The sequence below is a fragment of the Streptomyces sp. NK15101 genome, assembly GCF_020400725.1.
In the GTDB taxonomy this organism is placed as follows: domain Bacteria; phylum Actinomycetota; class Actinomycetes; order Streptomycetales; family Streptomycetaceae; genus Streptomyces.
The window spans coordinates 1-23,384 of sequence record NZ_JAINVG010000039.1; the positions used below are offsets into that span (position 1 = coordinate 1).

The 23,384-nt window shown below is 72.4% G+C and carries 19 protein-coding genes; 7 read left to right on the forward strand and 12 right to left on the reverse strand.

What is annotated here, in order from left to right:
• Positions 1 to 451 precede the first annotated feature (451 nt).
• Positions 452 to 919 (forward strand): VanZ family protein, encoded by a 468-nt coding sequence (locus tag K7G60_RS39195; protein WP_308081745.1) that lies wholly within the window; start codon positions 452 to 454, stop codon positions 917 to 919.
• A gap of 440 nt (positions 920 to 1,359) precedes the next feature.
• On the opposite strand, the gene K7G60_RS21265 is transcribed toward K7G60_RS39195, so the two are convergent.
• Positions 1,360 to 1,863, reverse strand: a complete 504-nt coding sequence (locus K7G60_RS21265; protein ID WP_225802521.1) for a hemerythrin domain-containing protein — start codon at positions 1,861 to 1,863, stop codon at positions 1,360 to 1,362.
• Between the two features lie 320 nt (positions 1,864 to 2,183).
• On the opposite strand from K7G60_RS21265, the gene K7G60_RS21270 reads away from it, so the two are divergent.
• The 3 genes from K7G60_RS21270 to K7G60_RS21280 all read left to right on the forward strand — a co-directional run bounded on the left by K7G60_RS21270 (position 2,184) and on the right by K7G60_RS21280 (position 5,604).
• Positions 2,184 to 2,948: an ATP-grasp domain-containing protein gene (locus K7G60_RS21270; RefSeq protein WP_225802522.1), complete on the forward strand. Its 765-nt coding sequence runs from the start codon at positions 2,184 to 2,186 to the stop codon at positions 2,946 to 2,948.
• Between the two features lie 295 nt (positions 2,949 to 3,243).
• Positions 3,244 to 5,205 (forward strand): acyl-CoA dehydrogenase, encoded by a 1,962-nt coding sequence (locus K7G60_RS21275; protein ID WP_225802523.1) that lies wholly within the window; start codon positions 3,244 to 3,246, stop codon positions 5,203 to 5,205.
• A 54-nt stretch (positions 5,206 to 5,259) separates the two neighbouring features.
• Positions 5,260 to 5,604 (forward strand): YkvA family protein, encoded by a 345-nt coding sequence (locus K7G60_RS21280; protein ID WP_225802524.1) that lies wholly within the window; start codon positions 5,260 to 5,262, stop codon positions 5,602 to 5,604.
• Between the two features lie 13 nt (positions 5,605 to 5,617).
• Here the strand turns inward: K7G60_RS21280 and K7G60_RS21285 are convergent, their stop codons facing one another.
• The 3 genes from K7G60_RS21285 to K7G60_RS21295 are packed head-to-tail and all read right to left on the reverse strand — an operon-like array spanning position 5,618 to position 9,236.
• The gene (locus tag K7G60_RS21285) at positions 5,618 to 6,424 is read right to left on the reverse strand and encodes a phosphatase PAP2 family protein (RefSeq protein ID WP_225802525.1); all 807 of its coding nucleotides are present in this window, start codon (positions 6,422 to 6,424) and stop codon (positions 5,618 to 5,620) included.
• 48 nt (positions 6,425 to 6,472) lie between these two features.
• Complete coding sequence (locus tag K7G60_RS21290; RefSeq protein ID WP_030692107.1) at positions 6,473 to 7,450, reverse strand: YihY/virulence factor BrkB family protein; 978 nt, start codon at positions 7,448 to 7,450, stop codon at positions 6,473 to 6,475.
• Positions 7,416 to 9,236 carry a diacylglycerol kinase family protein gene (locus K7G60_RS21295; RefSeq protein ID WP_225802526.1) on the reverse strand — a complete coding sequence of 607 codons (1,821 nt, stop codon included), beginning with the start codon at positions 9,234 to 9,236 and terminating at the stop codon, positions 7,416 to 7,418. Before K7G60_RS21295 ends, K7G60_RS21290 begins: the two co-directional genes overlap by 35 nt.
• Before the next feature lie 316 nt (positions 9,237 to 9,552).
• Here K7G60_RS21295 and K7G60_RS21300 point away from each other — a divergent pair, with 316 nt between their 5' ends.
• Positions 9,553 to 10,158 carry a dihydrofolate reductase family protein gene (locus K7G60_RS21300; protein ID WP_225802527.1) on the forward strand — a complete coding sequence of 202 codons (606 nt, stop codon included), beginning with the start codon at positions 9,553 to 9,555 and terminating at the stop codon, positions 10,156 to 10,158.
• 180 nt (positions 10,159 to 10,338) lie between these two features.
• Here the strand turns inward: K7G60_RS21300 and K7G60_RS21305 are convergent, their stop codons facing one another.
• Together K7G60_RS21305 and K7G60_RS21310 are read right to left on the reverse strand one after the other, a co-directional pair.
• Positions 10,339 to 10,875: a hypothetical protein gene (locus K7G60_RS21305; RefSeq protein WP_225802528.1), complete on the reverse strand. Its 537-nt coding sequence runs from the start codon at positions 10,873 to 10,875 to the stop codon at positions 10,339 to 10,341.
• An 85-nt stretch (positions 10,876 to 10,960) separates the two neighbouring features.
• Complete coding sequence (locus K7G60_RS21310; RefSeq protein ID WP_225802529.1) at positions 10,961 to 11,575, reverse strand: DUF6461 domain-containing protein; 615 nt, start codon at positions 11,573 to 11,575, stop codon at positions 10,961 to 10,963.
• Between the two features lie 319 nt (positions 11,576 to 11,894).
• Between K7G60_RS21310 and K7G60_RS21315 the strand changes: the two genes are divergently transcribed.
• Complete coding sequence (locus K7G60_RS21315; protein ID WP_225802581.1) at positions 11,895 to 12,956, forward strand: helix-turn-helix domain-containing protein; 1,062 nt, start codon at positions 11,895 to 11,897, stop codon at positions 12,954 to 12,956.
• A gap of 137 nt (positions 12,957 to 13,093) precedes the next feature.
• Positions 13,094 to 14,089 carry an alpha/beta hydrolase gene (locus K7G60_RS21320; RefSeq protein WP_225802530.1) on the forward strand — a complete coding sequence of 332 codons (996 nt, stop codon included), beginning with the start codon at positions 13,094 to 13,096 and terminating at the stop codon, positions 14,087 to 14,089.
• Between the two features lie 11 nt (positions 14,090 to 14,100).
• Here K7G60_RS21320 and K7G60_RS21325 read toward each other — a convergent pair whose 3' ends face one another.
• From K7G60_RS21325 to K7G60_RS21355, 6 genes are all read right to left on the reverse strand, one after another.
• Positions 14,101 to 16,359 carry a helix-turn-helix domain-containing protein gene (locus K7G60_RS21325; RefSeq protein ID WP_308081753.1) on the reverse strand — a complete coding sequence of 753 codons (2,259 nt, stop codon included), beginning with the start codon at positions 16,357 to 16,359 and terminating at the stop codon, positions 14,101 to 14,103.
• 82 nt (positions 16,360 to 16,441) lie between these two features.
• Positions 16,442 to 17,155: an alpha/beta fold hydrolase gene (locus K7G60_RS21335; RefSeq protein WP_225802531.1), complete on the reverse strand. Its 714-nt coding sequence runs from the start codon at positions 17,153 to 17,155 to the stop codon at positions 16,442 to 16,444.
• A 44-nt stretch (positions 17,156 to 17,199) separates the two neighbouring features.
• Complete coding sequence (locus tag K7G60_RS21340; RefSeq protein WP_225802532.1) at positions 17,200 to 18,093, reverse strand: helix-turn-helix domain-containing protein; 894 nt, start codon at positions 18,091 to 18,093, stop codon at positions 17,200 to 17,202.
• A 57-nt stretch (positions 18,094 to 18,150) separates the two neighbouring features.
• On the reverse strand, positions 18,151 to 19,002 hold the full coding sequence (locus K7G60_RS21345; RefSeq protein WP_225802533.1) for an alpha/beta fold hydrolase: 852 nt from the start codon (positions 19,000 to 19,002) through the stop codon (positions 18,151 to 18,153).
• 138 nt (positions 19,003 to 19,140) lie between these two features.
• Positions 19,141 to 20,388, reverse strand: coding sequence for a CdaR family transcriptional regulator (locus tag K7G60_RS21350; protein WP_225802534.1), 1,248 nt, complete (start codon positions 20,386 to 20,388; stop codon positions 19,141 to 19,143).
• Between the two features lie 136 nt (positions 20,389 to 20,524).
• The gene (locus tag K7G60_RS21355; RefSeq protein ID WP_225802535.1) at positions 20,525 to 23,359 is read right to left on the reverse strand and encodes a LuxR family transcriptional regulator; all 2,835 of its coding nucleotides are present in this window, start codon (positions 23,357 to 23,359) and stop codon (positions 20,525 to 20,527) included.
• Between the last annotated feature and the right edge of the window lie 25 nt (positions 23,360 to 23,384).

Genomic DNA, 23,384 nt, shown 5'->3' on the forward strand with positions numbered 1-23,384 from the left:
ACGCCGGTGACGAGGCGCCATCTCCCTCCCGAGCGTCTCCGTGTCCGGCGGAGCGGCGAGGGGCTGTTCTCGGTGTCTTCTCCCATGGGCGCCGGATGCCCGCCTCGACGCCTTCCATGCTCAACTTCCGTTTTCTGGTGATGAGTTGACGCTCTTGGGGAGGGTGCGTCAGATGTGCGGCCCTCGACGGACCGCACGGCATACAGCCATCTCGTCGCGGGTACGCGGGGTCCGTCCGCAGGTGGTCGCGCAGGGGAGGAAGAGGCGCATGAACGTTTGGAAAGCGTTGGGAAGACGGGGCGGAGGGGCGGGAGGCAGGACGGCGGCGTCCGCCGAGGCGGGGCCGGACGGGGCCGGACCGGAGGGAGAGGCGCCGGACCGGCCGGGTCCGAGGGCACCGAAGGCGAGGGCGGCGGCCCCGGCCCGACGAGGCCCGGGGCGACTCGTACGGGTGCTGGTCACTCTGACGGCCTTCGCGGGCATGGTGGCGTTCGCCGGGGTCCTGGCCAGACTCACCCTGGACGCCTCACCGGCATCCGCACCCCTGACCCACGACAACCTGACGCCGGGACGGTCGATCGGGAACTATCTCAACCAGCCCGGGTTCGTGGAGACCGTCAAGCAGGTCGGGGGAAACATCGTGCTCGGCGTCCCCTTCGGGATCCTGCTGCCGCTGCTGTCCCGCAAGACACGCGGACTCCTCAGGGTCACGCTCGTCACTGCCGCCACCATGCTGCTCGTGGAACTGGTGCAGGGTGCGCTCGTCACAGGACGTGCCTTCGACATCGACGACGTCCTCCTCAACACGACGGGAGCCCTCCTCGGCTACATGCTCGTCGGCCGGCGGTTGGGGCGTGCCGTCCGCCCTCGCACCCGTCCCAACTGGTGGAAGCGGCGCCCGGGCGAACCGTCGGCCTGACACCGTGGCGGGGAAGCGATCCTCGACTCGCGCGGCCTCTCCGGCCCGCTCCTCCTCGCCGTGGCATCCTCCGCGGGCTTCGTCGAGCGCGTCGTGGAGTTCGCGTCGTACGACCGGTCCATGGCGCTCGTGGACGGCGTCGCTGCCTTCCTCGTCTTCCTGCTGATCGGTTGCGTAGGCGGACGGTCGTTCGAGGGTGAGCCGGTCCTGTTCGGCGCCCCGGACCGGCACGACCCGTCCCCGTGGAGAGCGCCTTGGGCTCTTCCAGGACCTCGACAGGACCTCGATGAGAGCGGGGGGGGTCACAGCTGCCGGACTTGAGGTGGAAGCACAGCCGTGGACCGCGCTCGGGGTCGACGGGCGGTCCGCCGGGGCTGCCGCCCCGGACGGAACGCGTACCGGCAGGCCCCGACCCGCTCGGCCGAGGCGGCCGGCTCCTCTCATCGGCCGCCGACGACGGCCCGGACGTTCTCGATGCTGCCGCAGTCCGACTCCAGCTGCCTCCGGCGCTCCTTCAGGAAGGCGGCGCCCAGCTCGGCCCTACGCTCGTCGGGGACGTTCTCCCGTGCTCCGTTGAGGATCGTCCTCTCCTCCTCGTCCACGTGGTGGGAGACGGCCTCGACCAGATCCTCCAGCTTCGAGTCCCAGTCCTCCGAACCGACGTCCTCGACCTCCAGCAATGCCAGCAGCGCCCTGTTGCCCTCCTCGTGCTCCTCCGCACCGTGCTCGACCTCTTCGTCGTCCACGTTCTTGAAGCGCTTCAGCGCTCCGTATACCTCGGCCTCCTCTGCCTCGGCATGGGCGATGAGCAACGCGGAGAACTTCTTCAGTGCTCCCGCACGATCGGCCTCCACGCTCCGCATCTGCCGGAACAGCTCCTCCATGGTCCGGTGATCCTTGAGGATCACCTCCACGACGTCCTGCTCCTGCGGTTCCGCGGCCATGGCACTACCTCCTCGAGTCGGCACCCTCATCATCTGGCGCGTGCTCGCCCGCGACCGGCTGAAACCTGGCTCCCACCCGCCGACCAGGGCCGGAGGCCCGCTTCCAGAACACGGACAGCACCGTAACGCGGCGACCCGGCCGCCACCGGTCCGCCGCTCCGCTCGCCCGGAGAGAGGACGAAGCCGTTGTGGTCGCCGCCCACCACGAGGACCTCCTCAACCGGTCCGGGGCGGTTCGAAGATCCGGGGTCGGGGACTCGGCGCGATCGGAACAGGGCTGGTCTAGCCTGACCGCACTGCACATCGCGGAGGGGGTTGCGATGCTTGTCATGCCCGGACGGCGGACGTCGACGATGGAGCTGCTGGCCGTCGAGGCGGCGGGGCGCGGAATGCCGGTCCTGGCTGCGGAGGAGGTGTCCGCGGCCTCGGGTCCGGCGTACTGGTACGGAGGGCCGGTGGCAGGCGCACGATTGGCCGGACAGCTGGGGTGGGCGTTGCTCGAACCGGCGGACGAGTGGCTCGCCGAACTTCCGGAGGAGTTCACCGGGAGGGAGGTCCGAGCGGCGACTGTGCTGGACGCCTGGGCGCTCCAGCGACCGACGTTCGTCAAGCCGCCGCGGGACAAGTCCTTCACGGCGGGCATCTACCCGGATGGCTCCCGTCTGGCCGCCGGTCTGGATCCGGCGACGCCGGTGCTGCTCTCCGAGATAGTGACCTTCGCCGCCGAGTACCGGCTGTTCCTCCTCGACGGGCAGATCGTCACGGGCAGTCGATACGCGGTGTTCGGCAGGCTCGACCCCCGTCCGCTCGACGGGCGCGAGCCCATCACCGCGGAGATCGCGGAATTCGTCGACCGCCTCGTCACCACGGCCGAACCCGCCCTGCCGAGCGCCGTCGTCGTGGACGTCGGGCAACTGCTCGACGCCTACCGTCCGGACCACCGGTGGGCCGTGGTGGAAGCCAATATGGCCTGGTTCTCCCACGCGTATGCCGCTGACCCGACGCGCGTGCTGGACGTGGTGATGCGAGCAGCGGGACCGCGCGACCGGGTGGGACCTGCGGACCTGCCCTTCGTGCGGCACTGACCCCCTCCGGTCCCGTGCCCCGCAAGACGGGAGCGGCTCCCGCTTCGCCGGCACCGTCGCCGGCCGCGCCCTCACTGACGCCTGGCGCCGTGGAACCCACCACCCCGCCGAGACCGCGACCCGCCCTCGGCGGCACCGAACCACAGCTCCTCTCCTCGCCCGGTGACGGCCCTCCAGCGGCCGGGGGCGTGTGCGGCCCGGCCGGAGCCCGGGGACGGGGTCGGGCTCCCGTAGGCTCTGCCCCATCACATGATCGCCGCCGGTTGACCCGCACCGGCCGGGGTAACGGAGGGCCATGGAACCCGACGACGCTTCTGCCGCAACGAGCGCCTCCACGCATCCCGTGATCGACGTCGAAGCCCTGGCGGCCTTTCTCGACGGCGAGTACGCCGGGATCCGGGACCTCGTCCGGACCAATCTGGCGGCCCACTCCTCTGTGCTGGAGGACGCCGAACGACTCGACACGGACGCGTTCCGCGAGCGGGTGCGCGACGTCGTCGTCGAGATGGCCGGGACCGGCCAGACCGGTATGGGTTTCCCCGCGGCGTACGGCGGCGGTGACGACGTCGGCGCCTCCGTCGCCGCCTTCGAGACCCTCGCTTTCGGTGATCTGTCGGTGCTGGTCAAGGTCGGTGTGCAGTTCGGTCTGTTCGGCGGTGCGATCTTGCACCTGGGTACCGGGCGTCACCACGACGCCTACCTGCCGGACCTGGTCGCCGGACGGCTCCTGGGCTGCTTCGCGATGACCGAGACCGGGCACGGCTCCAACGTCCAGGCGCTCGGGACGGTGGCCCGGTACGACGGCGAGTCCCAGGAGTTCGTCATCACCACCGAAGGTGACGCCGCCCGCAAGGACTACATCGGGAACGCGGCCCGCCACGCCGAGCTGGCGGTCGTCTTCGCCCAGCTGGAGGTGGGCGGGGAGTCCCGCGGCGTGCACGCCCTCGTCGTGCCGCTCCGGTCCGGGGGAGAAGTCCTGCCGGGCGTCGAGATCGAGGACGACGGCCGCAAGATGGGCCTCAACGGCGTCGACAACGGCCGGATCCGCTTCGACGGGGTCCGGGTGCCGCGTGAGGCGCTGCTCAACCGCTTTGCCGATGTCACACCCGAGGGCGCGTACGTCAGTTCCATCGACAATCCCAACCGTCGCTTCTTCACCATGCTCGGCACGCTCGTCCAGGGCCGGGTCTGTGTCGGCGGCGCCGGGGTGAACGTGGCCAAGGTCGCCCTCACGCTCGCCGTCAAGTACGCCGTACGACGGCGCCAGTTCGAGGCTTCGCCGGGCTCCGAGGAGCGGCTCCTCCTGGACTACGGGCTGCACCGGCGTCGGCTGCTGCCGCTGCTCGCCCGCACGTACGCGCTGCATTTCGCGCAGGACGTCGTCCGCGGGCAGCTGCACGAGGTCTTCTCCGGCCACGAGGACGACCCCCGGGCCCGACGGCGGCTGGAGTCCCGGGCCGCCGGCACCAAGGCGCTCGGCACCTGGCATGCCACCCGTACGGTGCAGGAGTGCCGCGAGGCGTGCGGGGGCGCCGGCTATCTGGCGGTGAACCGCTTCGCCGCGCTCAAGGCCGACAGCGACGTCTTCACCACGTTCGAGGGCGACAACCACGTGCTCCTCCAGCTCGTGGCGAAGGGCCTGCTCACCGACCACGCCGGCGAGTTCGAGGACCTGGACCAGCTCGGCGTGGTCCGTTACGTCACCGGTCTTGCCGTCGAGACCGTCATCGAGAAGGCGTCCGTCCACAAGCTCCTGGAACGGGTCCGCGACCTGCTGCCCGGCGGCGACGCATGGGACCGGGAGGCCGGGCTGCTCGACTCGGAGTACCACCTGGCCATGCTGCGTTATCGCGAGGAGCACATGCTCGCCGGGCTGGCCCGCCGGCTCAAGCGCGGGGTCGACCGGAAACGTGATCCGGGCACCGTCTTCTCGCAGGTGCAGGACCATGTGATCGCGCTCGCCCACGCGCACGTCGAACGACTGGTGCTGGAGGCGTTCGTCGACGCGCTCCGGACCCTGCCCGACGGCGGCAACAAGGTCGCGCTGGGGCTGCTCTGCGACCTGTTCGCGCTGTCGACGATCGAAACGGACCGCGCCTGGTTCATGGAGCACGGCCGGTTGACCGTACAGCGGTCCAAGGCGATCAGCCGCGAGGTGAACGACCTCTGCGGCAAGGTCCGGCCACTGGCCGTCGACCTGGTCGACGCCTGGGGCGTCCCGTCCGAGATGCTACGGGCCCCGGACCTGCTGGGCTGAAAGCGGAACGGATCCTGATCCCACGGACGGGGCGTCACGGGGTAGGAGAGCGACATGGACAACACCCTGTGGCTCGTCGCGGCCGTGGTTCTCGTGCTCGTGGTGGCAGGCACCGCGGCCGTTCTGCTCGTACGTGTGTTCCGTGCCCGCAGACTGCTCCTGGACGCCGGTGTCCCGTTGCGGTCCAAGGCCCTGTTCTGGGCCGCGGTGGTGTACACGATCTCGCCGGTCGACCTCATCCCGGACCCGGTCTACCTGGACGACATCGGCGTGCTCCTGGTCGCCCTGCGGGCGCTGCACGCGGCAGCCGCCCGGAGCGGGGCGCGCCTCGAGGAGCAGCCCGCGGCGGCGGAGGAGACCTCGGCCGACGGGTCGGCGAGGGTACCTCCGTCGCGGTGAGGGCGACCCCGCGTCATCGGGCGCCGGGACGGCCCACCGGCTCCGGGGAGTCCGTCACGATCTCGGGCTCCAGGCCCTCGGTGGGGAGGGTGCGGTGGCGGCCGATGTCACCGCGCCACGCCTCGAAGGCGAGCGTGGTCGCGGTCACCACCGCCAGTCCCAGCAGCCACCCCCCGACCACGTCGCTCACCCAGTGCACTCCGAGCGCGACCCGCGTGTAGCTCACGCCGAGCACCGCCACCGCCGCCAGGACCCACGGCAGCGGCCGCCAGGCGCGCGGGACCAGGGGGAGCAGGACCAGCAGCAGGACGGCACAGGAGGTGGTGGCCGTCATGGCGTGACCGGAGGGGAAGGAGAAGCCGGGCGCGTGGGCGACGGGATCCGGCAGGTGCGGCCGGGCACGCTGGACCGCGTTCTTGACCAGCAGCCCCGCCAGTCCGCCGGCCGTCGCGGTGACGGCCGCCCAGGCGGCGAGACGGAACGCCCGCCGCCGCAGGAGCCACACCACCACCCCGGCCACCAGGAGCCGCATGGTCAGCGGCCCCCATGCGACGTGGGTGAGGAAGTCGAGCACGCGTACCCAGGCCGGGCTGCCGAGTGCGGACCGGTGCAGCCGCTCGGCCACGTCTTGGTCGAGGCGGTGCAGCGGGGCCCAGTGCGACTCCACCAGCACCAGAGCGAGGGAGAACGGGACGGCTGCCAGGGCGGTGAGGGCCGCGCCCGTCACCAGCCGTACGCCGAAACGGGTGTCGGCCCGGCTCTGACCGATCGCGAGCCGTCCGAGACGGTGCCGCCGGGTCCGGGGGGAACGCTCGGTCATGGTCGGTACGGTTCCTTTCCGTCGGTGAGTTCGGGAGAGCCGGTCGGCTCAGACCCCGGGGTCCTCGGTGATCGGCGTCGCCACCCCCGCCCGTGCGGCCTCCAGCTGGGCGGCGAAGGAAAGGCCCAAGAACAGCGCGATCGAGGTGAGGTAGGACCACAACAGCAGTGCCACGAACGCGCTCAGCGGCCCGTACACGGTGGTGAAGGAGCCTTCGGAGCCGACGTAGAGGCTCAGTGCCCACGTCGCGCCCAGCCACAGCAGCAGATGGACGGTGGCGCCGAAGGCGAGCCAGGTGTAGCCCGGTTGGGCACGCCGGGGCGAGCGGCGGAAGACGGCGCTGGTGGCGATCACCGCCAGCAGGATCCCCACGGGCCAGCGCAGCACGTCCCACGCTCGGGACGTGGCCGGCTCCAGGTGGTAGACCTCGATCAGGGCCCGGTTCAGGTCGGATCCGAGGACGGTGACGCAGAAACTCAGTCCGAGGGGCACTCCGGCCAGTACCGCCATCACCAGCCCACGGGCGTACTTGTGGAGGAACGGCCGGTCGCGTTCCACGCCGTATATGCGGTTCGCACCGCGTTCCACCTGGCACATGCCCGTGGTGACGTTCGCGACGGAGAACAGCAGGCCGAGCCAGAGGGCGGCCGCGCCGCCCTCCCCGGCGTGCTGCCGGCTCTCCCGCAGGGCGTCGTCCACCACGTCCTGGCTCGGGCCGCTGATCCGGCGGATCGTCAGCTCGGCGATCCGCCCGATGTCCTCGGTGTGCAGCACCCCGGACAGCCCGATGACGGCGATGCCCAGCGGAAGGATCGCCAGGACGGTCTGCAGGGCGAGAGCCCGGGAGTGGCTGAACCCGTCGGCGTAACGGAACCGTACGAAGGAATCCCGTACGAGGGCCCAGCCTCCGTAGCGGCGGAGCGCGGCCCAGGCCTCCTCCCCCGACAGGACGTCCCCCCGCAGACGGAGTTCGGCCTCCACGGCCTCGACCTCACTGCGCTGCGGTACGCGCGTCGCGGTGCCCATGGTCCCCTCCTTCCCCTCCGGCCCGTGCCGGGACGTCCGCCCCCGCCCGGGTTCCTGTCCGTGTCGGAATGCCTTCCGGCCTCGGGGGGACCGCTCCCGCCGGAGCGTCTGCCCGTGCCGGGACACCGGCCCCCGCCGAGGCGTCTGCCCCCGGCGGGGCCGGCAGGCACACCCGCAGCGCCCCCGGCTCGACCTCCGCGGTGAGCCGGGTGCCCGCGGGAAGGACGTCGCCGTCGAGCTCGCGCGGCTGGGGCCGGGCGAAGCGGAGGTCGATCCGGGCCGCGCCGAAGTACTCCAGTGCGCCGTGCGCGAGGGACCGTTTCCCCGCGCCGTCCGCGCGCTGCCGCCGACCGCCCGGTGCGCGCGAGACGAGGTATCCGGCGGCGGCGAGCCAGCCGGTCACGCCTCGGGGGTCGAGCAGGACGACCTCCAGCCTGCCGCTGTCCGGCCGGGCGTCCGGCAGCAGCGGCAGCCCGCCCTGAAGCGTCCCGACATTGCCGATGACGACCATGCGGGCCCGCCGCTCCAACGGGGCGCCCCCGTCCAGCCGTATCGACAGCCGCATCCGGGCGTCCCCCAGATGCCGTACGGCCGAGACCACGTACGCGGCCCAGCCCAGCCTCTCCTTGAGCCGCGCCGAGGCGTCCCGGACCATGGCGGCGTCGAACCCGGCACCTGCCATGACCGCGAAGCGGGTGGGTGCGATCCCGTCGCCCCGTATCCGTCCCACGTCGAGTCCGACGGCCTGCCCGCGGAGGGCCTCCCGCAGGGCGGCCACGGGGTCGGTCGGCAGCCGCAGGTTGCGGGCGAGGAGGTTCCCCGTGCCGCAGGGGACGATCGCCAGGGGAATCCCGGTCCCGGCGACCACGTCCGCGCAGGCACGTACAGTGCCGTCTCCGCCACAGACCACGACCAGATCGGTGTGCCCCTCGCCGAGGCACGCGGCCAGGGCACCGGACGGATCTCCGGCCGTCGTCTGCGCCCACCGCTGCTCCACGTAATCGTGGTCGCGCAGCAGGACCCGTACCCGGGCCGCGGTCCCGTCGCCGCACGCGCGCGGGTGGCGTACCACCACGGCCCGCCGCGCGGTGCGCGCGGACGGGCCCTGAGCGGGTGGGGCCTCCTCCTCCTGGAGGCCCGGCAGCAGGGCGGCCGCCGCGAGGGCCAGCGTGCAGGCGCCGTTCAGCAGCCCCGCCACCACGTCGGAGGTGTGGTGCATGCCCCGGTACACCCGGGAGACCGCAACGAGCAGCGGGATCACGAGGAGCAGTCCCACCACGAGGTGGCGCCGGACACCGTGCAGACGCCGGGACACGAGGACGGCCAGCCCTCCGAAGAGGGCGACGGAGGCCCCGACGTGGCCGGAAGGGAAGCTGGACGTCGGCGGCGCCGGGTCCAGGTGGGGCACGTCGGGGCGTTCGCGGTTCACGACGACGGTGACGAGCAGGAAGACGGCGGACTGCGCGGCCACCGCCACGGCGAGGAACGTCGCCTCCCGCCATCGGGGTGCGTGGGGCACGAGGAGCAGAGCGACCGTGCACATGAGGGTGAGGGCGATCACGCTCTCCGTGCCGGCCAGCAAGGACACCCCGTCGGTGAGGGCGGTGGCGAAAGGGGTACGACGGGCGGCGAGGGCGCGGTTGGCGCCGTCCTCCACCGACAGCGGCCAGCGGTGTGCGAGGGGGCCGGTCACCAGCAGCCCCAGCGCAGCGACCACGGCCGCCTGCACGGGCAGCAACAGGAGCGGGCGGCCCGGTCTGGCTCCCGCCTCGTGTGAGTTCGTCATTGAGCCCGTGTTACCTGCCGGGCGCGGGTCATGCGCCCTCCGGGCCGTTCCGGCCGTGACCGGGGCTCCACGCCTCGTGGACGGAGGTCACAGCCGAAGTCGTTTCCGCTCGGTGGACGACCGTCGCGGTCGCTCTCCCTGCGCGTCCGTCAGATCTCTCCTCCGACGCCCCTGCTGTGACTCCGACGCCCGCCCGTCCTCGTCGACCTGCTCTGCTGCGGCGTCACGGGTTTTCTCGTTGCTCCACAGCGCGGCGGATGAGTTTGTGGCTCCCGGCCGGTCCAAGCTCGTGACACACCCTAGGAAGGACACCGCCATGTCGGAGCTTCTCGTCGATTTCATCACCTCCCTCGACGGCTACGCGTCGGGAGAGGGATGGCCCGGGTTCTGGGGTCTCGAGGGCCCGGAGTACCTCGCATGGCTCGGTGAGCAGCCCGAGGCCACCTACCTGATGGGAGCGAACACCTACCGCCTGATGTCGGGCTTCGCCGCAGGCGAGGTCCCCGATGGCCAAGACGAGTTCAGGCCCGAGGAAGAGGCGTCCGTCGACGAGCTCACGCAAGCCTCCAAGGTGGTGTTCTCCTCCTCACTCGAGGAACCGCTGACCTGGGCCAACTCCACGCTCGTCCGCGACGACGCCGTCGAGGCGGTCCGTGCCATGAAGTCGAGTGGCTCGGGGCTCCTCAGCACGATCGGCAGCCTCAGCCTGTGCCGGTCCCTGCTACGAGCCGGACTCGTCGACCGCTTCCGGGTCGTGATGTTCCCCGTGATCACCGGGGCCACGGGCGCAGAACGCATCTACGACGGCTATCCGGACGTTGCCCTCGAGATGATCGATCACCGCACCTTCGACGGCCGCATCCAGCTGGTCGAGTACAAGCCCCGCGTGCTCGAGCACCCGCCGCTCGGCGCCCCTGCGTGACATCGCCCCGTCCGCCGGTCTGGACGACCGCCAGGCCGGCGCCGACGGGTGCGGAGCAAGACCTGACCTGATCAGGGGCGAACAGCCGACGTAAGGACGGCCGGTCCAGGTCTTCCCGAGCAGCCGCTACGGCTCCAGTCAGCATCGAGCGGACTCCGGCAGGGCGGGGAGGATCCTTGCTCAGCCTTCTGCCTCGGGATCGGAGGCCGCGGGGAAGCCCAAGCGATCCAGAAGCGTGTCGAAGAGCTCTTCCGCGAAGGTCTCGTGAGACCGCAGGACTTCCTCGATCTCGGTCACGTCCACACCCCGGCCGGCCCCCGCGGCCCGGGCCCAGACAAGGGCACGACGGGCGTCGCCGGGCACGCAGGCGTCCATCTCGGACAGTGGACGGTCCGACACCTCTGCGGCGATCGTCAGATTCAGCCACGCATCCCACTGGTCACCTCCGGGTGTCAGACCCCGGACCAGCGCGACGCTGCTGTCGTGAACGGAGGCCACACACGCTGGAGCTCCGGTCCACTCGACCACGGCTCGCAGGACCTCTTCCGGCGTGGCCGGCGAGCTCTTGTGGTGGAACTGCAGCGTCTGCCACCCACCGGGCCTCGGCCGCCAAGCGGTTATGCCGCCGGTGTCGTCCTCCTGCGCACCGCCGAAGACCGGGGCTTCAAGCAAGGGACACCTGCCGCGGCCGAAGACCAACTCACCCGAGAACCCCATCGTCACTCCTCTCCAGCACTGCTTCCCGCACGATAGGGGCGACCTCTGACAGCAGGCGCGAGTCCGTACTGCTTCAGGGGGGCGGTCAGCGGATTCGTACGGTGGCGCAGGTGAACGTCGTGTCCTGGAGCAGCGTTGGAGTGATGGCGACACCGGTCAGGTGTTCTGCCAGGGCGAACGCCGCCTGCGGGGAGAAGTCCGGTTCCGGGTCCTCCACCTCGAGAGGGAAACCGATCCGTCGCATCACGTCGAGGAGTTCGTCGGGCGCGGCGCCCCAGCGATCCTCCGGAAACATGGGGTCGAAGCACAGTCGCAGCACCTGGTCCTCCGCCCAGAGGAACGTGCCGAGGGCGTTGATGTTGGTGAAGTGAGAGATCCAGCTTGTTCCGGCGGAGGCCGGCAGCGCCTGTTCTTCGGTGACCCCGAGATAGCCGTTGGGCTCGATCAGCAGCGTCCAGCTGCCCACAGTCGTCATGGCGACCAGCTGCCGGTCCCCCTCTTCCAGGTCGTACTGGGCGAAGGCGGCGTCGACGACTGCGGCTGTGCCCCGCAGGGGTGCCTCCGGCCGTCCTTCGAGCCGGGACGTCAGCTCAGCGGGCGACAGACCCCGCACCAGGGTGAAACAGTACGCCTCAGCGATGTCTGGAAAGTCTTCCTCGAACCACGCGTAGTCCGCTCCGGTCTTCGTCATGCCGCCCATCCTCGCTCCTGTGTCTGACAGCGGGCGGTGCCCGGTCCTCGGCCGGGTGGGAAACGACCTCCGTCGGTTCGGGAAGTGATCTTCGTACGCTTCTGGAGTGCCCGGTCAGGCGTACTCGTGGACACCCCGCTACGAACACCGGTGGGTCGCCGGGAAGCCCGAGCCGCCCGTGGATCACCAGCCGGTCCCGGGCGCGCGGCCGGCGTCGCGTTCTGCCGATTCCTGCCTGTGGTTCTGCCTGGAGACGGGCACCGCTCGCTGCTTGGCTGGTCGCAGCCCCCGGAGTCACTTCCCCTGAGCGGAGACCGTTTTGAGCCTGGTGTTGACGACCGCCTCCGTGCCGGACCGGGACAAGGTCGCGTACTGGAACGACGCGGTGAGCAGGACACTGGTGCCGATGACGATCGCCCCTCGGGGAGACGGGCCCTTCGACGGCCGGATCGCCACCGACCGCCTCGGCTACCTGCAGGTCTCCACCGTGGAGGCCGACGCGGAGCGGGTCAGCCGCACGCCGGCGCTGATCGCCAGGTCGTCCGAGGCGCTGGTGGCGGTCGGTGTCCAGATGTCCGGCACGGCCACCTTCGTCCAGGACGGCCGGCGGGCCGAGGTGGGCGAGGGCGACCTGGTGGTGTACGACACGACCCGGCCGTACTCCTTCGACTATCCGCAGCGGTTCGCCACGCACGTCTTCCAGCTTCCGCGCCGCACACTGGGCGTGCCGGACGACGACATCCGGCGGGTCACCGGCAGCGCCATCGGCACCGGGGACGGCTTCGGCGCGATGCTGCTCCCGTTCCTGGCCACCCTGGCCTCCTCCCCTGCCGAGGGCTATCCGCCGGCCGTCGCGAACCGGCTGGCCGGCAACGTCGTCGACCTGCTCGCCACCCTGATCGCCGAGCGGGCCCACCCGGGCGGCACGGACGCGGACGGACGGAGCCATCTGGTGCTGCGCGTCGTCGACCACATCAACCGGAACCTGGGGGACCCGGACCTGTCGCCGGAGCGCATCGCCCGGGAGCACCGGATCTCGGTCCGGTACCTGCACCGGCTGTTCGAGGGCGAGGGGACCACCGTCGGCCGGCTCATCCGGCAGCGGCGCCTGGAGGAGTGCAGCCGCGAGCTGGCCCGCCGCGGCAGGACCGCCCCCACCGTGTCCGCCGTGGCCCAGCGGTGGGGCTTCGTCAACCCCGCCCATTTCAGCCGGACCTTCCGCGCCGCCTACGGCGTCTCCCCGCGTGAGTGGCGCACCCTGCGCACCGCCCAGGAAGACCTCGGGGGAGCCCCGGCGGTCACCTCGGCGCCCGGGATCGTCCCCGGAGGCGCCGCCGGTGGCCACGGTGCCGACCGGCACGGGGCCGGCCTCCCGCCGTCCAGCGGGTAGGGTCCTGCTCCGGCCGCGCCGTGCCCGCGGCCGGCAGTGCCCGGCCCGGCAGTCGCCGCACGGCGTTCCACCGCCCGAGCAGGGACCTGCGCGCCGAACCACCCTTTCGCTTCAGTCCTCTCGGCAGGAGACCGTGCGTGACCGACTTCGCCCCTTCGTCCGCTCGGCATCCGGTCCTCGACCAGCCGACCCGGGCGTTCGTCGCCCGGCACGCCTGCCCGCCGTCGGCGCACGAGCCGGACCTGGAACAGGCCCGTCTGGACCTCGCACGCCTCCAGGGCGCGGACGCCCCCGACCCCCTGGAGGAGGAGGCCGTCTCCACGGAGTGGTTCGCCGTGCCGGGCGGGCCGACCGGTCACGTCCGGGTGCAGGTGGTCAGGCCCGCCGACAGCGTCGGCGAGATCCCCGTCGTACTGTTCCTGCACGGCCTCGGCTGGGCCCTGGGCGACGCCGACACCCATCGGCGTCTGGTACGGGCCTTCGCCCTCGGCACGGACGCGGCCGTGCTCTTCGTCGAGTACGAGCGCGTCCCCGAGGCGCGCTACCCGGTCGCCGTCGAGCAGTGCTACGCCGTCGCGAAGTGGATCTGCGAGCGGGGCGGCGAGATCGGCCTGGACGGCAGCCGGATGGCCGCCGTGGGCGACTCGGCGGGCGGCAACCTGGTGGCGGCCCTGACCCTGCTCGCCAAGGAACGCGGTGGCGTGCGGCTGCGGCAGCAGGTGCTGCTCTGCCCGGTCACCGACGCCGGCTGCGACACCCCCTCGTACCGGGAGTTCGCCGACGGCTACTTCCTCGGCGGCGAGACCATGCGCTGGTTCTGGGACCAGTACCTGCCCGACGTGCGGCAGCGCGGCCAGGCCACCGCCTCACCGCTGCGGGCCTCCCTGGAACAGCTCGCCGGACTCCCCCCGGCACTGGTTGTCACCAGCGAGGCCGACGTGGTGCGCGACGAGGGCGAGGCGTACGCGGCGAAACTCCGGGCGGCCGGCGTACCGGTGGTCTCCGTGCGCTACCACGGGACGATCCACGACTTCCTGGTGCTCGACCGGCTCCGCGACACGGACGCCGCCCGCGCCGCCCTCGTCCAGGTCCTCGACACCGTGCACGTCGCCCTGCACCGGCACCGCGGCTGAACCGATTCCCCTCACCGGGCGGCGAGCGCGTCCAGGAGCTCCCGCGCCGTCTTCAGGTCCTTGCCGTCCGCCAGGTCGCCGAGCGAGAGGACCTGGCGCAGGCAGTAGCGGGCCTCCTCGGTCTCTCCCAGTTCGATCAGGGCCTCCGCCAGATGCCTCAGCGTCTCGCCCTCCCTGTGGGAGATGCCGATGGCGCCCGACCGTACCTGGGCGTCGCGGAAGTGGTCGGCGGCCTCTCGCCACCGCCCCAGCTCGGCGTAGTCCTGACCGATCGCCTGCATCGTGTGGGCACGGAAGATGTCGGCGATGTGCCCGGTCACCGGGCAGTCGGGCGCGTCGAGGAACGCGACGATGCGCTCGTGCTCGGTCAGGGCTTCCCCGGCACGGCCGAGCAGGCGCAGCGCGCCTCCGTAGAGGCGCACGGCCTGGGGCCAGGACTCGTAGTGACCGGTGTTCTCCGCCAGGGCCATGGCGGCGAAGGCCCTCTCCGCGACCTTCCGGACGTCGCCGAGTTGCCAGTACGCGCTGGCCGTGTGCATCAGTGCCGAGACCTGCTGGTGGACGTCCTGGGCGCGGCGGGCGTGTTCCAGTCCTTCCTCGGCTCGTTCGACGGCCTCGCGGTGGCGCTGGTCGCAGGCGTTCAGGGCCCAGGACTGGCAGTTGAGGTGGAAGGCCCGCATGTACGGGTCGTCGAGCGCGGCGGCGGACTCGGCGGCCAGGCCGAAGACCTCGGGCCAGTGTCCCCAGTGGACCCACAGGTCGCAGAACCACTCCATGGCGTGGACGGTCTCCACGACCTGGGTGTGCTCGCCCCGCCCGGCGGCGGCGCGCAGCGCGGCGAGCCAGGAGGGGGCCTCGCTCCGGAGCCAGTCACGGGCCTCCTCGGCGCTCTCCAGCGGAACCAGCCCCTGCCAGGAGGGCGGCGGCGCCCCGTACGCGGGCTTGTACCAGCGGCCGGCGACCGTGGCCGTCTCGAGGAGCCAGGTGCGCAGCCGGTCCTCGGCCGCCTCCCGCTCGCCGGGTTCCTCCTCGCGGTACAGCCGGGCGCGTGCGAACAGCCGCAGCAGGTCGTGCAACTGGTAGCGGCCGGTGAAGGTGGCCTGCAGCAGGCCGGCCTCGACCAGTTCCTCCATCACGTCCTCGGCCTCGAAGAGGTCGGTGGCGGTCAGGGCGGCGCCGTAGGCGGCGGTCATGTCCGGCCCCGCGACCAGGCTCAGCGACCGCAGCATGCGCGCCGCCTGGCCGGTCAGCTGACGGTAGGACAGTTCGAACGCCGCCTCCACCCGTACGTCACCGGCGGCGAGCGCGCCCAGTCGGCGCTCCTCGTCGGCCAGGCGCCGGACCAGGTGGCCGACGGTCCAACCTGAGCGGACCGTCAGCCAGTTTCCCGCCACCCGCAGGGCCAGCGGCAGTCGCCCGCACAGCTCCGCCACCCGCGCCACGGCCTCGGCTTCCGCGTCCGCCCGCTCCGCACCCAGGATCCGGCGCAGCAGATCGACCGCCTCCTCCTGGGCCATCTCCGACAGCGCCAGGCGGTCGACGTCCTCGAGGCCGGTCAAGGGCCGCCGGCTGGTGACCAGCACCAGGCTCCGCCCGGCCGCCGGCAGCAGCTCACGCACCTGTCCCTCGTCGCGGGCGTTGTCCAGCACCACCAGGCACCGGCGGTCGCCCAGCAGCGCCCGCAGCAGCCCCGCGCGGCCCCGCGGATCCTCCTGCGCGAGGCGGCGGTCCGACACGCCGAGGGCCTTCAGCAGCTTCAGCACCGCCTCGCCCGTGTCCACGGGACCGTCCACCCCGTGCAGGTCCACCACGAAACAGCCGTCGGGGAACCCCTCCGCGAGATCCGCCGCCGCCTTCAGCGCCAGCGTCGTCTTCCCGCACCCCGGAGGACCCGAGACGACCCAGACCGGCACCTCCCTGTCGGCCGGGGCCCGTTCGGCGGCCTTCCGCAGGAGCGCCAGCTCCTCCCCGCGCCCCGTGAAGTCCCCCACCGAGCGCGGCGGCACCACCGTCCCCGCCACCGCGACCGCCCGGGTCGGACGCGCCGCCCGCGCCGCGGCCAGCAGCGCCTCCCGCTCCGCGTCCACGAGTCCGAGCCCCTCCGCCAGCGCCACCACCGTGCGCCGCTGCGGAACCCGGCTGCGTCCCCGTTCCATGTCGCCGATGGCCCGGACGCTCACCCCCGAAGCCTCGGCCAGCTCCTCCATCGTCAGACGGCCTCGCTGCCGCAGACCACGCAGAACGGCACCGAAGGACTTCTCGCCGTACACAACTCTCCTTTCCCCCTTGCCCCGGAGAAAGAGCAAGGTGCGCCGTTTCGAGCAGACCGCAGGTCGGGGCCGGCCCGGTCGGTCAGCTCGTCGCTCGTACCGCGGCCCTGATCAGGTCGGCGACCCTCGTGGGCTCGGAGAGGGCGACGGCGTGGGAGGCGTCCGGGAGTTCGACGACGACGGCGCCGGCCCGTGCGGCGCCGAAGCGCTGGACCTCGGGGCCGATCGTGCGGTCGGCCCCGGCCACCAGGGCCCAGGACGGTTTAGTCCGCCATGCCGCCACGGCCGCGGTCTCGGTGAGCGCGGCTGCGGCGAGCGGACGTTGGGCCGCCGCCAGGACGCCGGCGACGCCCTCGGGCACGTCCGCCGCGAAGACGGTGGGAAACGCCCCCTCCTCGATGGTGACCTCGACCGCATGGGCACCGTCGTGGAGCGGGTAGGTCCACTCCTTCAGGCTGTCCGTCAGCGGAGGATGGGGGAAGCCCCCCTGGAGCCGGCCGAGGCTCTCGCCCTCGTCGGGCACGTAGGCGGCCACGTAGACGAGCCCCACGACGTTCTCCGCGGCGCCGGCCACGGTGATCAGCGCACCGCCGTACGCATGGCCGACGAGTACGGCCGGTCCCTCGACCTGCGTCAGGACGGAGGCGAGGTAGGCGGCGTCCGACGCCAGGCCCCGGAGCGGGTTCGGCGGGGCGATCACCGGGATACCGCTGCTCCGCAGTTCCGCGATGACGCCTATCCAGCCGGTCGCGTCGGCGAAGGCACCGTGCACGAGGACGACGGTGGGGTGGGGCATGCGAGTTCTCTTCTCGGTGTGGGGCATGAGGGAGCGCACGCGTCTCAGCGCCGTCGCTCGTCCTGGGCGTCGGCGATCATCGGTGCGAGGGCCGAGGTCGCCAGGGCCTGCCATTCACTGGGGCTCATGCCATAGGCCCCGCGGAACGTGCGGCTGAAGTGCGAGGGGCTGCTGAAGCCCCAGCGGTGTGCCATCGCGGCCATCGTGGTTCTCCGGGTGGAGCGGCCCAGCTCGAACCGGCAGGACTCGAGCCTGCGCTGCCGCACCCACTGGCTCACCGTGCTGCCGTCGTTCTGGAACAGCTTCTGCAGGTACCGGACGGAGATGTGGTGGGCGCGTGCGATCGACTCCGGCGAGAGGTCCGGGTCCATCAGGTGTTCTTCGATGTGGGCGTGGATACGGGACAGCATCTCGTTGCCGGCTCCGAGCGCGTCGTCGGCCGCGTCCGCCGTCTCCGCTTCGAGGAGCTCCATGACCAGGACGGAGAGGAGCTGCACGGCCGTCCGGGCACGCCGGTCCCCGATCGTGGACCGGCGGAGCTCCGCCTTGGCGGCGAGCGCGGTCAGGAAGTCGGACGCCAGCGCACCGATGCCCTCCCCGCCGCGTACGGGGACGCCGAGCACCCGGTCCAGTTCCGACTCCGAGACGCCCAGGTAGCAGCGGGGCACCCGGAAGAAGATCATCTGGCAGTCCTCGCCGAACCGCAGCAGGTGCCGTCGGACCGGGTCGCAGAAGACCAGGTCGTTCGGCTCCAGCAGGGTCTTGGCGCGCTCGCGGACGACGGTGACGGGCCCACGGACGTGGACGCCGAGGTAGACGTGGTTCCGGTCCTTCGTGTCCGGCATCTCGGAGAGCATCTGGACCAGCTGCCCCGAGCGGGAGGAGGGCGAGGTCGGAGCGGTCGCCTGCCGGGGCACCCGTTCAGGCGCACGTGACATGAGTGTGAGGGTCATGGTGATTCCTAGCCGTGGGTTCGTGCAGGCGGAGGGCGGGGTTCACGCCCCCCTCGCCGGCTCCTCGGTCAGGAACTTCTCCACCACGGCGTTGAAGGCCGGCGGGTTCTCCAGGAAGGGGAAGTGCGAGTTCGCCACGTCGGGGGCGAAGACGTGCAGGCGTGCGCCGGGAATCCGCTCGGCGACGAAGCGCTGCGAATCGGGGTGCACGTGGCTTCCCTCGCAGCCGATCACCAGGGTCGGCACGTCGATCCGGGGGAGCACGTCCCGCCAGTCCTGCGCACAGTGGTCGAACAGCAGCGGTACGCCCGCGTGGGCGGGTGTCGAGCCGATCTCCTCGGTGACGAAGGCCAGTACTCCGGGGTCGGGCTCGCCGGAGAACATGCCGCGCACGAAGTCGGCGAGGACCGTGTCGCCCTCGGGACCGGCGAGGGCCGCGCCCAGGTACAGCAGCCCCGACACATCGAAGATGGCGCCGGAGTCCCTCTGTTCCCGCTCGGTCATCCACGGCACGGCGGCGACCGCCGCGGGCTGGTCGACGGCGACGAAGCGCCGGATCCGTCCGGTTCCGTACTGGTCGACGAAGCTCCACCACACCGAGACGCCCATGGACCACCCCAGTGCGTCGAAACGGTCGAGACCGAGATGGTCGACGAGTTCGAGCACGTCGCGGGAGAGCCGGGCGATGCGGTAGCCGTGATGCGGCTTGCCGGACTTTCCGTGGCCGCGCAGGTCGACGGTGACGACGCGCCGACCGGGCGCCAGACCCTCGATCTGGTGGCGGAACATCGCCTGCGTCTGCCCCCAGCCGTGCAGCATCACCAGCGGGACGCCCTCGCCTCCGGTGTCCTGGTACGCAAGCCGCGCGCCGTCCGTCGTCATCAGTTCCTTCATGGCCTCTTCCCTGGTCAGAGGCGGTACGTCCGCCCCGTCCGTCCCGAACATCATCGAATGGGGCCCGCCGCCCGCACCACCGCGAGCTGTAGGAATCGGGCCGTGGATCCTCCTCGCTCTGTCGAAAGCGAGTCCGGGTCACACGGCCTCGACGGCGCCCGGGTCGAGGAGCTCCTCGACCCGGAGGCCGAGGTGCAGAGTGAGCCGGTGGGCGCCGTCGTCGAGGTCGAGTCCGGTGATCTCCTGGATCTGGCGCAGGCGGTAGTACAGCGAGGTGCGGTGGATGCCCAGCGTCTCCGCGGTCCTGGGGATCGACCCCGCGTGTTCGAGGAAGCAGCGCAGGGTGTCCCGCAGGCGGTCGCCTCCGTGAGCCTCGGTCAGGGTCCGGAGCGGCTTCGGGACCAGCGACGCGTTCAGGGCGTGCTCGGGGAGCTGGAGCAGCACGGCGAGCTCGCCGAGGAGTTCCCAGTCACCGGTCTTCTTCAGGGAGGGCAGTCGGCGTGCCGCGCGGGCCGCCGCGAGCGCCTGCTCGTACGACGTCCACGCGTCGTCCAGGCGGGCGTGCCGGCCCCCGACGCCGATCACGGGGTCCGCCGACGGGTCCAGGAAGGTGCGGAGTTCGCCGAGGATGCGGGCGGACTGGGCGGCGACCTCGTCCGGGTGCGGCGGCCGGTCGCGGAGCTGGAGCAGTATCGCCCGCTCCTTGCCGATCGCGATGAGGCCCTGGGCGGAGCGCGTCTGCCGGTAGCCCTCCAGCGCCGCCCACAGGGCGGCCTCGGGCCGGCGCACGAGCTCCGTCCCGCAGCTCAGCTGGACGACGGTGACCAGGACGTGCTCCGCCGCGCCGAGAAGCCCCAGTTCCTCGCCGCGCCGACGCGCGGTGGTGCGTGCGGCGACGTCGGCGCCGACGAGTGCGAGGGCCAGGTCCCGCTCGTCGGACTTCCGGGTGTCGGCGGCGATCTGCTCTCCGTACATCTGGGCCGACATGGCGTCCGCGGCCCGGGCGATGGTGGTCGTCTCCTGCTCCCCCAGCGTCTTCTCGGGCACGACCACCACGAGCAGTCCGAGGAGGTGCCCGCGCTCGCGCAGCGGCACGACGTACCGGGGCAGCAGTCCGAGATCGTCGCGGCCGTCGATGAAGCCGGGCCTCGACCACTGGGTCACGCCCTGGGCGAGGACGTAGCGGATGGCGGCGTTGTCGGCGCGGCCCTGCAGCAGGGTGCCGATGCGCACCGGGTCCTCGTCGCCGAAGTGGCGGCTCGTGCAGACCATGCGGACCAGCGGGTCGTCGACGGCGACGGACCGGCCGAGCCGCTCCGCGAGATCGTCGACGAGTGCCTGGAGCTCGGGGCTGCCGGGGCGGGCTCGCTGGAGCCTTCCGGTCATGCGTCGTTCCTCTCTCGATCACCTGTCCCCGCGGGCTTCTCCATTCCGCGGTTCTTGATCAGTCTGAGGAAACGACGACGTCGGCACATCGCATGAATCGTCCATTGCCATGACGCCCACGTGGGATACGAAGCGACTACTCTCCGCTGTCACGATGCTTCACCAGCCGGGTCAGCTCCGCGCGCGAGGTGACGTCCAGCTTGGTGAAGGCCCGGCGCAGGTGCGAACCCACCGTGTGCGGCGAGAGGGAGAGCTGCTCGGCCACCTGCCGGTTGGTCAGCCCCCGGGCCACGAGCCGTACCACCCGTGTCTCCGCGGCCGTCAGCTCGGGCCATTCACTGGCCGGTCCGGCCGTCGAGGGCCGCTTGCGGACACCGCCGGCCCGCAGGCGCCGGCGCACCCGTGCGGCGTCCCGTTCGGCGCCCGCCCTGGCATAGAGCGCGAGGGCCTTCTCGAAGTACGGCACCGCTTCGGGCTTGCGGGTGGCCGCCAGCTTGCGTCCGGCGTCCTCCAGCGCCGAGGCCCGGGCCAGCACCCGGGGGCAGTCCTCGTACAGCCGGACGGCGCGTACGAGAGGGGCGAGGTCGTTGTCGAGGAGCCCCCGGGCGTGCGCGGCGGTGGCGGCGAGGAACGGGAGGCCGGGATTGAGCACGGCTCGCTTCTCGGCCATGGCGACCGTCTGCACGGCCCGTTCGTGCCTGCCCGCACGCAGCGCCATGCGGACGAGCACCGGGGCGTCGGCCGGGTCGATCAGGCCGGCGTAGGCGGGCCGGTCCGCGGCGGGCGACGTCATCACCGCGTCGAGTTCGGCCATGGCGCGGTCGGGCCGGCCTTCGTGGTCGGCCATCAGTGCCAGCATCCAGGTGCCGAAGTGCCGGACGACGAGTGCGCCGTCGCCGCGCATGCGCCTCGCCTCCGCCGCGTACGCCTCCGCGGTACGCCGGTCGCCGGTGTGGAGGGCGACGCGCAGCATCACGTACCGGAGCGTGACGTCGGCGAGGTTGTCCGGGCCGGATTCGTCGGTCGCCGGGGACGCGGCTTCCGCGTCGGCCCGGGCGTCCGACAGCCGTCCGGTCTCGAGAAGGATGCGGGTGCGGGTCATGAGCCACATGCGGGTGGCGGCCGTCCGGCCCTGCTCCCTGGTGATCCGGATGCCCTCCTCCGCGACGGCGAGCGCCTCCGCGGTGCGTCCGGTGGTGTTCGACAGGAGGGCGTGCCACAGGGCCTCCGGCACCCACTGCGAGGTGCTGACGCCCAGGGCGTCGGCCAGCGCGGCGGACCGCTCGGCCTGCCGGAACGCCTCGGCCAGGTCCATGCGGTGGAAGCTCACGGCCGAGCGGACCGTCGTCAGCGTGGCCTCGGCGGTGCGGTCCCCCGCTGCCGCCGCGGTCTCCCACGCCTGCGCGGCGACCTGCTCGGCCGCCGCGTGTTCGCCCGACATCGACAGGCCGACGGCGAGCATGGCGAGCAGTCGTCCCCTCGCGGTCGGGGAGGTCCCGGGCAGTGCCGCCCCGGCGCGGGCCTGCCGGACCGCCTCGGAGAAGTCGGACTGTACGGCGAGGCGTGCCAGGGCCAGGCGTATGAACGCCTCGTCCTCGGGTCCGAGACCGCCGGCCGCCAGGGCGGTGGCTCCCATTTCACGCGCCTGGGCGGCCCGGCCCGTCTGCCAGAGCAGCGGGATCGTCTCGGCCACCACCCGCGGCCGCTCCGGAGCGTCCGCCGCGATGAGTTCCAGGGCCTTGAGGCTGCGCTCCGCGGCGGCTGCGGGGGCGGTGCCGGCGAGTTCCGCCGCTTCGGTGCGCAGCCGGTCGGCCTCCGCCGCGTCTCCCGGGCCCGCTCTCCCGGCGTCCGTCGCGTCTGCCGGCGCTCCCTCCGGCGGCAGCCCGGCGGCATGTCGGCGCAGGGTCTGACGCAGGGGCAGGGGGAGGCCGGCTTCCACCGCCTCGCGGACCAGGTCGTGGCGGAAGGCGAGGAGGTCGCCGCTCTCGGCGAGCAGGTCGGCGTCGAGGGATTCCCGTACGGCTGTGATGAGCGCCGCCGAGGACCTGCCGAGCAGTTCGGCGAGCAGCGCGACGGTGACCGTGCCGCCCACGGCGGCCGCCGTCTGCACCAGCTCCCGCGCGTCGTCGGACAGCTGGTCGAGGCGGCGTGCGACGGAGGGGAGCTGCCGCGGGGCGGGGGGTCCGGCCGGCAGCCCGGCCTTGCCGTTCTCGATCGTCACCGCCTCCTCGCGCAGCGAGCCGAGCAGCTCGACGAGCAGCTGGGGCACCCCCTCGGCGCGGTGGGCGAGGCGGAGGACGCCCGGGTCGGGAGGGGCGCCGAGGACGTCCTCGGCGATCCGGGCGATCGCACGGTCCTCCAGCGCTTCGAGGACCAGCTCGCGTGCGCCCGCCTGACGGATCCTGTCCAGGGTGGTGCGCACCCCGGACGGCACGCTGCCGGCGCGCACGGCGACCAGCCACAGGATCGGGTGCGACGAGAGTCCCGCCGCGAGGGTGTGGAAGGTGAGGAGGGTCAGGTCGTCGCACCACTGGAGGTCGTCGAGGACGACGAGCAAGGGGCCGCTCCGGGCCGTCTCCCGCAGGCGGTCCCCCAGTTCCTGAAGCAGCCAGAACCGCTGGCCGGGTGTGGCGGCGAGGTCCCGGAGACGTGGGGCGCCCGGCAGCGGTTCCTCGCCGGAGAGTACGCCTTCGAGGAGCGGGCCGAGCGGTACGAACTGCTCGTCGGGGTCCGCCGCCCCCTCGAAGACCCGCACCCCGCGCCGCCTCGCGGACGCCGCGGCCTCGGCGAGGATCCTGGATCTGCCGATGCCGGCGGGGCCCTCGACGCGGACGATCCCGCCTTCGCCCCGGCCGAGCGCGTCGAGCCGTTCCTCGATGAACGCCATTGCGGCGTCCCTGCCCCGGAGGGGCGTCCGTACACCGTCGGGCTCCTCGGGCGCGGTCCTTGTCGTCACTCGGTTCACGCTCATTCCGCCGGCCTGGGCCGCACGGGAC

Excerpts from the sequence above, each read along its gene's own strand:
- K7G60_RS21265 (WP_225802521.1), bottom strand. The coding sequence starts at position 1,863 with ATGGCCGCGGAACCGCAGGAGCAGGACGTCGTGGAGGTGATCCTCAAG.
- K7G60_RS21270 (WP_225802522.1), top strand. The coding sequence starts at position 2,184 with ATGCTTGTCATGCCCGGACGGCGGACGTCGACGATGGAGCTGCTGGCC.
- K7G60_RS21275 (WP_225802523.1), top strand. The coding sequence starts at position 3,244 with ATGGAACCCGACGACGCTTCTGCCGCAACGAGCGCCTCCACGCATCCC.
- K7G60_RS21280 (WP_225802524.1), top strand. The coding sequence starts at position 5,260 with ATGGACAACACCCTGTGGCTCGTCGCGGCCGTGGTTCTCGTGCTCGTG.
- K7G60_RS21285 (WP_225802525.1), bottom strand. The coding sequence starts at position 6,424 with ATGACCGAGCGTTCCCCCCGGACCCGGCGGCACCGTCTCGGACGGCTC.
- K7G60_RS21290 (WP_030692107.1), bottom strand. The coding sequence starts at position 7,450 with ATGGGCACCGCGACGCGCGTACCGCAGCGCAGTGAGGTCGAGGCCGTG.
- K7G60_RS21295 (WP_225802526.1), bottom strand. The coding sequence starts at position 9,236 with ATGACGAACTCACACGAGGCGGGAGCCAGACCGGGCCGCCCGCTCCTG.
- K7G60_RS21300 (WP_225802527.1), top strand. The coding sequence starts at position 9,553 with ATGTCGGAGCTTCTCGTCGATTTCATCACCTCCCTCGACGGCTACGCG.
- K7G60_RS21305 (WP_225802528.1), bottom strand. The coding sequence starts at position 10,875 with ATGGGGTTCTCGGGTGAGTTGGTCTTCGGCCGCGGCAGGTGTCCCTTG.
- K7G60_RS21310 (WP_225802529.1), bottom strand. The coding sequence starts at position 11,575 with ATGGGCGGCATGACGAAGACCGGAGCGGACTACGCGTGGTTCGAGGAA.
- K7G60_RS21335 (WP_225802531.1), bottom strand. The coding sequence starts at position 17,155 with ATGCCCCACCCCACCGTCGTCCTCGTGCACGGTGCCTTCGCCGACGCG.
- K7G60_RS21340 (WP_225802532.1), bottom strand. The coding sequence starts at position 18,093 with ATGTCACGTGCGCCTGAACGGGTGCCCCGGCAGGCGACCGCTCCGACC.
- K7G60_RS21345 (WP_225802533.1), bottom strand. The coding sequence starts at position 19,002 with ATGAAGGAACTGATGACGACGGACGGCGCGCGGCTTGCGTACCAGGAC.
- K7G60_RS21350 (WP_225802534.1), bottom strand. The coding sequence starts at position 20,388 with ATGACCGGAAGGCTCCAGCGAGCCCGCCCCGGCAGCCCCGAGCTCCAG.
- K7G60_RS21355 (WP_225802535.1), bottom strand. The coding sequence starts at position 23,359 with ATGAGCGTGAACCGAGTGACGACAAGGACCGCGCCCGAGGAGCCCGAC.